Origin of the sequence: Janthinobacterium lividum (assembly GCF_011601275.1) — a bacterium.
In the GTDB taxonomy this organism is placed as follows: domain Bacteria; phylum Pseudomonadota; class Gammaproteobacteria; order Burkholderiales; family Burkholderiaceae_D; genus Janthinobacterium; species Janthinobacterium lividum_E.
Window position 1 is genome coordinate 162,895 of sequence record NZ_JAAOLY010000002.1, and the last position, 12,122, is coordinate 175,016.

The following is a 12,122-nucleotide window of genomic DNA, read 5'->3' on the forward strand; positions in this document are numbered from 1 at the left end:
GCGAAGATCGCGGGCGGCGCCGTTTACACCAGTGCTGCGGCAGACGCTTATTCGCGCTTCGAGACCAGGGTCAGAATATCGTAGCTGGCCACCAGTTCCTCGTTCTGGTTCGTCACCTGCACGTCCCACGCGACCACGCCCTGGCCCACGCCAAAAACGTCCTTGCGGTTGCGGTCGACCTTGCGCTTGCACGTCAGGCGGGCGCGGATGGTGTCGCCAATCGCCACCGGCGCGACGAAGCGCAGGTTGTCCAGGCCATAGTTGGCCAGCACGGGACCGACGCCAGGCGAAACGAACAGGCCGGCGGCGGCCGACAGCACGAAGTAGCCGTGGGCGATGCGCTTGCCGAACTGCGATTCCTTGGCCGCGATTTCGTCGAAGTGCATGTAGAAAAAGTCGCCCGAGATGCCGCCGAAGGCGACGATGTCCGCTTCGCTGACGGTGCGGCGGTGCGTGAGCAGCGAGTCGCCCGTCTTCAAGTCCTCGAAGTGCTTGCGGAACGGGTGGATCGGGCTTTCATTGACATCCGCGCCGCGCACGTATTCGCCGGTGATGGCCGCCAGCATGGTCGGCGAACCTTGCACGGCCGCCCGTTGCAGATAGTGGCGCACGGCGCGCACGCCGCCCAATTCTTCGCCGCCGCCCGCGCGGCCAGGGCCGCCGTGCTTCAGTTGCGGCAGGGGCGAGCCATGGCCCGTCGAATCGACGGAAGCCACGCGCTCGAGCACGTGCACGCGGCCATGCGTGGCCGCCACTTGCGGCACCACGCGCGCGGCGATCTTCGGATCGCGCGTCACCAGGGTGCTCACCAGGCTGCCCTTGCCGCGCGCGGCCAGGGCCAGCGCTTCGTCGATATCGTGGTAGCCCATCATGGTGCTGACAGGGCCGAACGCTTCGACGTCATGCACGGCGTCGTTGCCGAAGGCGTCGCGGCACATCAGCAAGGTCGGCGAGAAGAAGCTGCCGTCCTGCGCGCCATCACCGAGCGGATTGAAACCGTCGGCCGCGCCGAATACCACTTCATTACCCTGCGACAGGGTGGCGACGCGCTCGGCCACGTCGTTCTGCTGCTCTTTCGAGGCCAGCGCGCCCATGCGCACGCCTTCGATGGACGGATCGCCCACCACCACCTTGGCCAGGCGCTCGCGCAGGCGCGTGCCGACGGCGTCCATCAGGTGCTCGGGCACGATGATGCGGCGAATCGCCGTGCACTTCTGGCCCGACTTGCCCGTCATCTCGCGCACGACTTCCTTGACGAACAGGTCGAATTCCACGTCGTCGGGCGTGACGTCCGGCGCCAGGATGGCGCAGTTGAGCGAATCGGCTTCGCCGTTGAAGGGCACTGACTGGCCGATCAGGTTGGGATTCGTGCGCAGCTTGGCGGCCGTCGCGGCCGATCCCGTAAACGTGACGAAATCCTGGCCGTTCAGGCGGTCCAGCAAGTCGCCCGTGGAGCCGATCACCAGTTGCAGACTGCCGGCCGGCAGCAAGCCCGATTCGTGCATCATGCGCACGACGGCCTGCGTCAGATAGCTCGTCGCCGTGGCCGGCTTGGCGATGCAGGGCATGGCCGCCAAAAAGCTGGGCGCGAATTTTTCCAGCAAACCCCAGATGGGGAAGTTGAAGGCGTTGATATGCACGGCCAGGCCGCCGCGCGGCACCAGGATGTGCGTGCCGGCGAAACCGCCTTTTTTACCAAGCGCGATGGCCGGGCCTTCGTGCAGCACGTTCGACGATGGCAGCTCGTTGCTGCCCATGCTGGCGTAGGCGAACAGGGTGCCCGTGCCACCTTCGATATCGACCCAGCTGTCGGCGCGCGTGGCGCCCGACAGGTGCGAGATCGCGTACAGCTCTTCCTTGCGTTCGACCAGGTACAGGGCCAGCGCCTTCAGGCGCGCGGCGCGCTGCTGGAAGTCGAGCGCCATCAGGCCCGGCACGCCCGTCTTGCGCGCATACGTAACGGCTTCGTCGAAGTCGATCTTTTCCGCATGCGTGTGATAGATGACGCGGTTGTTCAAGGCGCTGTGCAGGGGCACGGCGGCGCTTTCGCCCAGCCAGCGGCCGGCGATCAGGCTTTGCAGGGTGGATATTTGAGCCATGTGGTTTCTCCGTAAAACGAGGGTGTGGTGATGTTGGTGGTAGTGTCGGATTACGCGGGGCGCTGCCCCGCTAATCCGACCTACGCCCATATTGCTTACTGCGCCGCTGCGTTCTTGTGCAGGTGCAGCGGCAAGGCGGATTCGAAATTCAGGCGCTGGCGGTTCGCCTCGACTTCAGTCAGGGCTTCCACTTCGCGCATCGTCTGCATCGAGCGCACGGCCAGTTCGTGGTACTGGTCCGTGCCCGAGCTTTTCCATTTGATTTCATCATCGGTCAGCGCGCGGATGATCTTGGCGGGCGTGCCGACGACCATGCTGCGCGGCGCGACGATCATGCCTGCCTTGACGAAACTCATGGCGGCGACGATGGATTCCTCGCCGATGACGGCGTTGTCCATCACCACGGCATTCATGCCGACGAGCGCATTGCGGCCGATGCGGCAGCCGTGCAGCACGGCCCCGTGGCCGATATGGCCGTCGACTTCGACCACCGTGTCGCAGCCGGGAAAACCGTGCATGACGCAGGTATCCTGCAGGTTCGCCCCCTCTTCCAGGATCAGTCGGCCGAAGTCGCCCCGGATCGAGGCCAGGGGACCGATATAGCAGCGCGGACCGACGATCACGTCGCCGATCAGCACGGCCGACGGGTGCACGTAGGCGCTGGGGTGGACGACGGGGGTGACGCCGTTGATTTCGTAGACTTTGACCATACAGACTCCTTACATGCCCAGATAGGCGCTTTGTACCTGCTCGTTATGCAGCAATTCGGGACCGGGGCCGGACAAGGTGATGGCGCCCGTCTCGATCACGTAGCCCACGTCGGCGATCGACAGGGCCGCATGGGCGTTCTGCTCGACGAGGAAGATGGTGATGCCCTGGTCGCGCAGTTCGGCCACGATGCGGAAGATTTCCGCGATCAGCAAAGGCGCCAGGCCCATGCTCGGTTCGTCGAGCAGCAGCAGTTGCGGGCGGCCCATCAGCGCGCGCGCCATGGCCAGCATCTGCTGCTGTCCGCCAGATAGCGTCCCGGCCAGCAGCAAGCGCTTTTCCTTCAGGATCGGGAACAGGCCATACATGCGCTCCATGTCGCCCGCCACGTCCTGTGCGGGACGTGTAAACGCGCCCAGGCGCAGATTGTCTTCCACCGTCATGGGGCCGAACACTTGCCGCCCTTCCGGCACCTGGCAAATGCCGCTGCGCACGCGCTTGTCGGCGCTCATGCGGCTGACGTCCTGGCCGGCGAAAGCGATGCTGCCGGCGCTGACCGGCTGGACGCCGGAAATCGCCCGCAACAGGGTCGTCTTGCCGGCGCCATTCGCGCCCACCAGCGCCACCAACTGGCCCTGGCGTACCTGCAGGTCGATGCCGTGCAGGGCCTGGATGCGGCCGTAATGGCTGGTCAATCCCTGGATGTCGAGCACCAGCGGTGTCTGAGGTTTTTCCATCTTCATCATGCCGCCACTCCCAGGTATGCCGCCACCACGTCGGGATTCGCGCGCACTTCAGCGGCGGTCCCTTCGGCCAGCTTCTTGCCATAGTCGAGCACCAGGATATGGTCCGACAGATTCATCACCAGCTTCATGTCATGCTCGACCAGCACCACCGTCACGCCCGATTGCGCCACCTTGCGGATCAGGGTTTCAATCTCGCCCGTCTCCGTGTGGTTCAAGCCCGCAGCCGGTTCATCGAGCAGCAGCACTTTCGGCTTGGCCGCCAGCGCGCGGGCGATTTCCAGGCGTTTCAAGGCGCCATACGACATCTGCCCCGCCTCGTCATCGATATGCCGGCCCACGCCGACAAACTCCATCAGGCCCGCCGCCTCGTCGCGGCAGGCCGCATCCGCGCGGCGCACGGACGGCAAGCGCAGCATGGAGGCGAACAGGTTCTGGTTCAGGCGCAGATGCGCGCCCACCATCACGTTATCGATGGCCGTCATGTTCATGCACACCTGCAGGTTCTGGAAGGTGCGGCTCATGCCGCGCCGCGCCAGCGCATCGGGCGACATGGCGGCCACGTTCTCGCCATTGAGCAAAATTTCGCCCTTGGTCGGCGTGTAGACGCCGGTGATCAGGTTGAACAGGGTCGTCTTGCCGGCCCCGTTCGGCCCGATCACGGAGTGGATATTGCCTTCCTTGACCGTAAAACTGACGTCCTGCACCGCGTGCACGCCGCCGAAGCTCTTGCTCAGGTTGGTAATCGTCAGCATCTCAGACCTCCTGTGCGGATTTGACGGGCGCCTTCGGAGTGGCGGCCCGCTTGCGCGAACGGCTGGCCAGGCTCGGTACCAGGCCCTTGGGCATGAAGATCATGGTGGCCATCAGGATCACGCCAAACACCACCGTTTCCCAGCCTTCAAAGCTGGACAGCAGCTGCGGCAAGATCGTCAGCAGGGCCGCGCCGATGATGGAACCGAAGATCGACGCCATGCCGCCCACCACCACCATCGTCACCAGCTCGATCGAGTGGAAGAAACCGGCCAGGTTGGGCGTGATGAAACCGATGTAGTGGGCACTGATGCTGCCGGCGATGCTGGCAATGACGGCCGACAGCACGAACACGCGCACCTTGAAACGCGTCGTATCGACGCCGACGACGCGGGCCGCCACTTCCGAGCCGTGGATGGCTTGCAGCGCGCGCCCGACGGGCGAATCGATCAGGTTCAGCGCCAGCCACGTGACCAGCAACAGCAGTACGGCGCACACCAGGTACCACGATTTTTCACCGGCGATGTCCAGGCCGGCGACACTGAAGGCGGAGACGCCGATGCCGTCCGGGCCACCCGTCCACTGCGTCTCGTTGTTGATGACAATCGAGATGATGATGCCCAGGCCCAGGGTCGCCATGGCCAGCGTATGGCCTTTGAGTTTCAAGACCGGGCGCGCCAGCAGCAGCGCCAGCAGCCCCGTGGCGACAGCGCCGGCGGCCAGGGCGGCCAGCGGCGGCCAGCCATAGTGCGTGGTCAGCACGGCCGACGCATACGCGCCCAGGCCATAGAAACCCGCGTGACCGAGGCTGATCTGGCCCGTGTAGCCCATCAGGAGATTGAGGCCGATGACGACGATGGCGTTCAGGGCAATGCGGATCGCCACGTCATAGTAGAACGCATTCGTGAGGAACAGGGGCAGGATGGCCAGCACCAGGGCCAGTAATACCAGGCCGCCGTGGCGCGAGCGGGTAAAGAAATTCTTCATACACGCTCCGAGTTTTTGGCGCCAAACAAGCCTTGCGGCAGGAAGAACAGGATCAGCAGGATCAGCACGAAAGGCACCGCGTCTTTATACGCCGAAGAGATGTAGCCGGCAGTCATGGCTTCGGCGATGCCGAGGATCAGGCCACCGGCAATCGCACCCGCGCCGCCACCGAGACCACCGAGGACGGCGGCGACAAAGCCTTTCAGGCCCAGCATGATGCCCGCGTCGTAGGACGTGTAAGTGATCGGTGCAACGAGGATGCCGCCCGCAGCACCCAGCAGGGCCGACAGGCCGAACGAGAACAGCAGCACCTTGCGCGTGTTGATGCCCACCAGTTGCGCGGCCAGCTTGTTGTGCGACGTGGCCAGCATGGCCTTGCCCATCAGGGTGCGGCCGAAGAACCAGCCCAGCACCAGCACGATGACGACCGTCACGCCCAGCACCCACAGGCTTTGCGGCAGCAGGCTGGCGCCCAAAAAATCGATCGGCGCATCGCCGGAAAACGCCGGCAGCGAGTGCGTATCCTTGCCCAGCCAGATTTGCACGAGGCCGCGCAGCACGAGCGAGGCGCCGATGGTGATGATCAGCAGCGTGATGACCTGCGCGTTCTGCGCCGGCTCGATCACGGTTTTTTCCATCAGCAGGCCAACGAGGCCGGTGGCGATGACGGCCAGAATGATGGCCAGCGGCAGCGGCACGCCGGCGGCCGACATCACGGCGGCCAGCATCCCGCCCAGCATGATGAATTCGCCTTGGGCGAAGTTGATCACGCCGCTGGTGTTGTAGATGATGGTAAAGCCCAGCGCAGCCAGCGCATAGGCGGAACCGACCGTCATCCCGGAATACAGAAATTGTAGAAATTGTGCGACTTCCATGGTGTCTCCAATATGTTCGGCTACGCGCGGGCCGCCTCGAGGGCGGCCTCGCGCAGGTACTCTGGCTTACCGTATTTCGAACATCATTTCGACAATTGCCATTCGCCGTTCTTCACTTCCACCATGCGGAACGCCGACAGGTCCAGGCCCATGTGGTCTTTGGCCGACATGTTGAACACGCCCGTCGTGCCGACAAAGCCCTTGGTCGATTCCAGCGCCGCGCGCACTTTTTCGCGGTCCGTGCCGCCGGCGCGTTTGATGGCGTCGACGGACAGATTCAGGGCGTCGAGCGCATAGCCGCCAAAGGTCGACGGATCGATCTTGTAGCGGTCTTTGTACGTCTTGTCGTAGCCGACGACGACGGCCTTCTGTGCGTCGCTGTCTGGCAGCATGGCGCCGATCAAGAGGGCCGGCGTTGGCAGACGCACGCCTTCGGCGGACTTGCCCGACAGTTTCAGATACTCGTCCGACGCCACGCCATGCGATTGGTACAGCGGCAGCGCGGCCATGCCCAGTTGGCCATAGTTCTTGGTCACGACGGCCGGACCCTGGCCCAGGCCGAAGACGAAGACGGCTTGCACACCCTTGGTGTTCTTGATGCGGGTCAGCTGCGCCGTGATGTCCGTATCTTTCGGGCCATAGGTTTCATCGGCCACCAGGGTGATGCCGTATTTCGAGGCGACGATTTGCGATTCCTTGCGGCCCGAGGCGCCAAAGCCGCTCGTTTCCGACAGCAGGCCCACCTTGCTGATGCCGCGCTTCTTCATGTCCTCGAACACCTTCTCGGCCGCCATGCGGTCCGTATGCGGCGTCTTGAAGACCCATTTCTTGACCGGATCGATGATCACCACGGCGCCAGCCAGCGAAATGAACGGCATGCTGGCGCGTTCCACCAGCGGCGCCATCGCCATCGTCGCACCCGTGGTCGTGCCGCCGATCAGCACGTCGACCTTGTCGGACTCGATTAAACGCTTGGTAAAACCGTTGGCCTTGGCCGCATCGCTGCCATCGTCGTAATGCACGAGTTCCAGCTTGCGTCCCAGGACACCGCCGGCCGCGTTGATCTTCTCGATGTACAGCTGCAGGGTTTTCAGTTCCGGGTCGCCCAGGAAGGCGGCCGGTCCCGTGACGGACAGCACGGAACCGATCTTGATGTTCTCGGCCGCATACGCGCCCGCGGCGGACATGGCCAGTACGCCGGCGATCAGGGTTTTCTTGAAGATATTGGCAATCATTATGGTCTCCACCAGGTTGGCACTACGGTCAATTATGGTCGGCGCTTTTTTACAAGCCTGCGCCTTTTTTTTTACTGTGTTATACGCGTTCGATCACGACGGCAATCCCCTGTCCCACGCCGATACACATGGTGCACAGCGCATAGCGTCCGCCAGTGCGTTCCAGCTGATTCAGCGCGGCCATCACCAGGCGCGCACCCGATGCGCCCAGTGGGTGGCCGATGGCAATGGCGCCGCCATTCGGGTTCACGTGGGCCGCGTCGTCGGCCAGCCCCAGGTCGCGCGTGACGGCCAGGGCCTGCGCCGCAAACGCCTCATTGAGCTCGATGACGTCCATCTGATCGATGCTCAATCCCGTTTGCGCCAGCACCTTGCGCGACGCGGGCGAAGGGCCAAAGCCCATGATGCGCGGCGCCAGGCCGGCCGTGGCCATGCCCAGCACTTTTGCGCGCGGCGTCAGCTTGTATTTGTCCAAGGCGGCGGCGGACGCCAGCAAAATCGCGCAGGCGCCGTCGTTCAAGCCCGAAGCATTGCCGGCCGTGACGGTGCCATCCGGCTTGACCACGCCCTTGAGCTTTGCCAGCATCTCGATCGACGTATCCGGGCGCGGATGTTCATCGCTGGTGACCATCTTCGGGTCGCCCTTTTTTTGCGGTACGGCGACGGGCACGATTTCGCGCTCGAATACGCCGGCAGCATGGGCGGCGGCCCAGCGCTGCTGGCTGCGCAAGGCCAGGGCATCCTGGTCGGCGCGGCTGATGCCGAACTCCACGGCCACGTTTTCCGCCGTTTCCGGCATGGTGTCGATGCCGTACTGCGTCTTCATCTTGCCGTTCACGAAGCGCCAGCCCAGGGTCGTGTCTTCGATCTTAGCCGCGCGCGAAAATGCGCTGTCGGCCTTGCCCATCACGAAAGGCGCGCGCGTCATGCTTTCCACGCCGCCGGCGATGATCAGTTCCGCCTCGCCCGCCTTGATGGAACGGGCAGCCATGCCGACCGCGTCCAGGCTGGAGCCGCACAGGCGGTTGATGGTATTGGCCGGTACGGCCGCAGGCAAGCCGGCCAGCAGCGCGGCCATGCGGCCCACGTTGCGGTTGTCTTCGCCCGCCTGGTTGGCGCAGCCGTAGAACACGTCGTCGATGGCGGACCAGTCGACAGACGGGTTGCGGGCGATCAGCGCGGCGATCGGCAGCGCGCCCAGGTCGTCCGCGCGCACGCTGGACAGCGCGCCGCCATAGCGGCCAAACGGAGTACGTACGGCGTCACAGATAAAGGCTTCGTTCATGTTTGCTTCCTTGTTCTGGCTATCAGGAGAAAATCTTCGGGCGCTGGTCGACCACGCGGCGGGCCTTGCCCGTCAAGGTGCGCTCGATGCCGGCAGCGGCCACCAGGCGCACGCGCGTGCTCACGCCCACGTGGGTCTTGATGCGGTGTTCCAGCTCGCGCGCCAGCGCGTCCGTCTCGCTGGCCGAGATGGTGGCTGTCAGGTCGATGCGCAGCTCGGCGATCACTTCGAGTTTGTCGAGGTGGCCGTCGCGCGTCACCACCAGCTGGTATTGCGGCGCCAGACGCGGCATCTTGAGGATCAGCTCTTCGATCTGCGTGGGGAAGACGTTCACGCCGCGGATGATCAGCATGTCGTCGGAACGGCCTGTGATCTTGCCGATGCGGCGCATCGAGCGCGACGTCGGCGGCAGCAGGCGGGTCAGGTCGCGCGTGCGGTAGCGGATGATGGGCAGCGCCTCTTTCGACAAGGAGGTAAACACCAGCTCGCCCTCTTCGCCGTCCGGCAGCACTTCGCCCGTTTCCGGGTCGATGATCTCGGGATAAAAATGGTCTTCCCAGATGACGGGACCATCCTTGCTTTCGATGCATTCGGACGCCACGCCAGGGCCCATCACTTCGGACAGGCCGTAGATGTCGACGGCGTCGATGCCGGCGCGCGCCTCGATTTCCGAACGCATTGCGTCCGTCCACGGCTCGGCGCCGAAGATACCCACCTTCAGCGACGATTCGGCCGGATCGAGACCCTGGCGCGTGAATTCCTCGATGATGTTGAGCATGTACGATGGCGTGACCATGATAATCGACGGCTTGAAGTCCTGGATCAATTGCACCTGCTTCTCCGTCTGTCCGCCGGACATCGGAATGACCGTGCAGCCCAGGCGCTCGGCGCCGTAATGGGCGCCCAGGCCGCCCGTGAACAGGCCGTAGCCGTAGGAGATGTGCACCATGTCGCCCGCGCGGCCGCCACCGGCGCGGATCGAACGCGCCACCACGTTGGCCCAGGTATCGATGTCGTTCTGCGTGTAGCCGACCACCGTGGCCTTGCCCGTCGTGCCGCTCGACGCGTGGATGCGCACCACTTGCTCGCGCGGCACGGCGAACAGGCCGAACGGGTAATTGTCGCGCAAGACTTTTTTATCGGTGAACGGGAATTTGGCCAGGTCGGCCAGCGATTTCAGGTCGTCCGGATGCACGCCCGCTTCGTCAAAAGCGGCGCGGTAATGGGGCACGTTGTCATACGCGTGCTTGAGCGTCCATTTCATGCGTTCGAGTTGCAGCGCCTGCAGTTCATCCTTGCTGGCGCGCTCGATCGGCTCGAGGTCATTCGGTGCTGGGGTTCTCTGGACCATCTCTGTCTCCTGAATCGTTACTATCACTGTGTAATTTGTACCGGCAGTTCAAGCCTGCTCTTGTCACTTCAATTGCTGATGACTTCACCCGCCACGCGGATCGACTTGCCGCGGAAGAGCGCAATGGCGCGCCCTTCCTGGTTGCTGACCTTGACGTCATAGACGCCGCTCTTGCCGGCCAGCGCCTGCTCGACGGCATGCGCCGTCAGCACGTCGCCTTCGCGGCCCGGCGCCAGGTAGTCGATGGTGCAGCCGGCGCCCACGGTGTTCATGTTGTAGCTGTTGCAGGCAAAGGCGAAGGCGCTGTCGGCCAGGGCGAAGATAAAACCGCCGTGGCAGGTCTGGTGGCCGTTGAGCATGTCGGCGCGCACCGTCATCGTCATGCGCGCATGGCCGGGCCCCACGTCGGCCAGGGCGATGCCCATGGCGGCGGTGGCATTATCGCGCGACAGCATGGAAGCGGCGGCCGCTTCGGCCAGGGCTTGCGCGGTCATGTTCTGGTCCTTATTTGACATATCATTCGGCATGAAACGGTACTCCATTGGCGAGTTTGCGGCGCAGTAGCGGCGAGACCCGGTAGCGGTCTTCGCCGTAGCCCAGCGCCAGGTGCTGTAATACGTTCACGATGTGCTGGACGCCGACGGCATCGGCCCAGGCCAGCGGTCCGCGCGGATAGTTGACGCCCTTCCGCATGGCGATATCGACGGCGGCCACAGTACAAACACCCTGGTTGACGGCGTCGGCCGCCTCGTTGGCCAGCATGGCGACCGTGCGCATGACGGCCAGGCCAGGCACGTCGTCCAGGCGCGTGACGATGAAGCCGGCCGCCTGGAACAGGCCGACGACGGCCGTGTAGGCGGCGTCGCCGCACTGGTCGGCGCGGGCCACGGCGATGCGCTTGGCACCGGCGTAATCGAGCGCCAGGTCGAACAGCACCGTGTCCGGATGCTGGTTGTCGTGCGCGCGCTGGGTGGCGCTGCGGCCATCAGTGAGGTAAATCGCGGCGCCATGGCAATGCAGGGCCGGCGCTTCGTCGTGCGCCTGGCCTTCCTGCGTCACGCGGCGGCTGACGGTGATGCCGGCCTGCTCCAGGCGCTGCACCAGGCTGTGGATGATGCCGCTATGGCCACGGCCATCGCCGCCGATGGCGGCCGACAGGGAGACGAATTCCGGTTTCGCTTGCGCGCTTTCCGCCTGCGCCACAGGCGCGCTGGCGCCTTCCCCGTACGGGTAAAAGCCACGGCCCGATTTGCGGCCGAGGAAACCGGCGTTGACCATTTCCTGTTGCAGCACGGACGGCGTGAAGCGCGGGTCGTTGAAATAGGCGCCGAACACGGATTGCGTGACGGAGAAATTCACGTCGTGGCCGATCAGGTCCATCAGCTCGAATGGCCCCATGCGGAAACCGCCCGCTTCGCGCAACACGGCATCGATGGTGGCGGCGTCGCCCGCCTGCTCGTTCAGCAGGCGCCAGCCTTCCGCGTAGAACGGACGGGCGACGCGGTTGACGATGAAGCCGGGCGTCGATTTCGCATGCACGGGGTTCTTGCCCCAGGCAAGCGAGGTGTCATAGACGGTGGCGGCCACTTGCTCGCTGGTGGCCAGGCCACTGATCACTTCGACCAACGCCATCAGGGGCACGGGATTAAAGAAATGCATGCCGACCAGGCGTTCCGGGCGGCGCAGCTTGGCGGCAATCGCCGTGACGGAAATCGACGACGTATTCGTCGCCAGGATGCAGTCGTCGCTGACCAATGCTTCCAGTTCGGCGAACAGGCCGCGCTTGACGTCGAGGTTTTCCACGATGGCTTCCACCACCAGGACGCAATCGCTCACATCGGCCAGGCTGCCGGCCGCCTGCAGGCGCGCCGTGGCGGCCGCCGCTTCGTCCGCCGTCATGCGGCCCTTCTCGGCCAGCTTCGCATACATCTTGCCGATGTCGGCCAGCGCATTGCTGACGGCTTCCGCACGCGTGTCATACAGTTTGACGCGGTAACCGGCGGCGGCCGCCACCTGCGCGATGCCGGCGCCCATGGCGCCGCTGCCGATGACGGCGACGATACTGTTGTTGTCCAAAGCTGCCATA

The 12,122-nt window shown here is 64.5% G+C and carries 11 protein-coding genes; all 11 read right to left on the minus strand.

From position 1 onward, the window contains the following. Positions 1-47: 47 nt before the first annotated feature. Positions 48-2,099, minus strand: coding sequence for a phenylacetic acid degradation bifunctional protein PaaZ (gene paaZ, locus GYK42_RS03485; protein WP_046684301.1), 2,052 nt, complete (start codon positions 2,097-2,099; stop codon positions 48-50). Positions 2,100-2,194: 95 nt separating this feature from the next. Beyond that, positions 2,195-2,809, minus strand: coding sequence for a phenylacetic acid degradation protein PaaY (gene paaY, locus GYK42_RS03490; RefSeq protein WP_166446358.1), 615 nt, complete (start codon positions 2,807-2,809; stop codon positions 2,195-2,197). A 9-nt stretch (positions 2,810-2,818) separates the two neighbouring features. After that, the gene (locus GYK42_RS03495) at positions 2,819-3,550 is read right to left on the minus strand and encodes an ABC transporter ATP-binding protein (protein ID WP_166446610.1); all 732 of its coding nucleotides are present in this window, start codon (positions 3,548-3,550) and stop codon (positions 2,819-2,821) included. After that, a complete protein-coding gene (locus GYK42_RS03500; protein ID WP_166446359.1) occupies positions 3,550-4,305 on the minus strand; it encodes an ABC transporter ATP-binding protein in 756 nt (251 codons plus the stop codon). Before GYK42_RS03500 ends, GYK42_RS03495 begins: the two co-directional genes overlap by 1 nt. 1 nt (position 4,306) lies before the next feature. Further along, the gene (locus tag GYK42_RS03505; RefSeq protein ID WP_166446360.1) at positions 4,307-5,290 is read right to left on the minus strand and encodes a branched-chain amino acid ABC transporter permease; all 984 of its coding nucleotides are present in this window, start codon (positions 5,288-5,290) and stop codon (positions 4,307-4,309) included. Further along, entirely contained in the window at positions 5,287-6,165 is an 879-nt protein-coding gene (locus GYK42_RS03510; protein WP_166446361.1) for a branched-chain amino acid ABC transporter permease, read from the minus strand. The genes GYK42_RS03505 and GYK42_RS03510 overlap by 4 nt, the downstream gene beginning before the upstream one ends. Before the next feature lie 83 nt (positions 6,166-6,248). Continuing rightward, complete coding sequence (locus GYK42_RS03515; RefSeq protein ID WP_070301131.1) at positions 6,249-7,400, minus strand: ABC transporter substrate-binding protein; 1,152 nt, start codon at positions 7,398-7,400, stop codon at positions 6,249-6,251. 79 nt (positions 7,401-7,479) lie between these two features. Further along, positions 7,480-8,685, minus strand: a complete 1,206-nt coding sequence (gene pcaF, locus GYK42_RS03520) for a 3-oxoadipyl-CoA thiolase (protein ID WP_166446362.1) — start codon at positions 8,683-8,685, stop codon at positions 7,480-7,482. A 22-nt stretch (positions 8,686-8,707) separates the two neighbouring features. Next, positions 8,708-10,036, minus strand: coding sequence for a phenylacetate--CoA ligase PaaK (gene paaK, locus GYK42_RS03525; protein ID WP_046684308.1), 1,329 nt, complete (start codon positions 10,034-10,036; stop codon positions 8,708-8,710). Between the two features lie 68 nt (positions 10,037-10,104). Continuing rightward, the gene (paaI, locus tag GYK42_RS03530) at positions 10,105-10,530 is read right to left on the minus strand and encodes a hydroxyphenylacetyl-CoA thioesterase PaaI (protein WP_419177867.1); all 426 of its coding nucleotides are present in this window, start codon (positions 10,528-10,530) and stop codon (positions 10,105-10,107) included. Between the two features lie 22 nt (positions 10,531-10,552). Continuing rightward, on the minus strand, positions 10,553-12,121 hold the full coding sequence (gene paaH, locus GYK42_RS03535; RefSeq protein ID WP_166446364.1) for a 3-hydroxyacyl-CoA dehydrogenase PaaH: 1,569 nt from the start codon (positions 12,119-12,121) through the stop codon (positions 10,553-10,555). Position 12,122 lies beyond the last annotated feature (1 nt).

Excerpts from the sequence above, each read along its gene's own strand:
- paaZ (WP_046684301.1), bottom strand. The coding sequence starts at position 2,099 with ATGGCTCAAATATCCACCCTGCAAAGCCTGATCGCCGGCCGCTGGCTG.
- GYK42_RS03495 (WP_166446610.1), bottom strand. The coding sequence starts at position 3,550 with ATGAAGATGGAAAAACCTCAGACACCGCTGGTGCTCGACATCCAGGGA.
- GYK42_RS03500 (WP_166446359.1), bottom strand. The coding sequence starts at position 4,305 with ATGCTGACGATTACCAACCTGAGCAAGAGCTTCGGCGGCGTGCACGCG.
- pcaF (WP_166446362.1), bottom strand. The coding sequence starts at position 8,685 with ATGAACGAAGCCTTTATCTGTGACGCCGTACGTACTCCGTTTGGCCGC.
- GYK42_RS03515 (WP_070301131.1), bottom strand. The coding sequence starts at position 7,400 with ATGATTGCCAATATCTTCAAGAAAACCCTGATCGCCGGCGTACTGGCC.
- paaK (WP_046684308.1), bottom strand. The coding sequence starts at position 10,036 with ATGGTCCAGAGAACCCCAGCACCGAATGACCTCGAGCCGATCGAGCGC.
- GYK42_RS03510 (WP_166446361.1), bottom strand. The coding sequence starts at position 6,165 with ATGGAAGTCGCACAATTTCTACAATTTCTGTATTCCGGGATGACGGTC.
- paaI (WP_419177867.1), bottom strand. The coding sequence starts at position 10,530 with ATGACCGCGCAAGCCCTGGCCGAAGCGGCCGCCGCTTCCATGCTGTCG.
- paaY (WP_166446358.1), bottom strand. The coding sequence starts at position 2,809 with ATGGTCAAAGTCTACGAAATCAACGGCGTCACCCCCGTCGTCCACCCC.
- GYK42_RS03505 (WP_166446360.1), bottom strand. The coding sequence starts at position 5,290 with ATGAAGAATTTCTTTACCCGCTCGCGCCACGGCGGCCTGGTATTACTG.
- paaH (WP_166446364.1), bottom strand. The coding sequence starts at position 12,121 with ATGGCAGCTTTGGACAACAACAGTATCGTCGCCGTCATCGGCAGCGGC.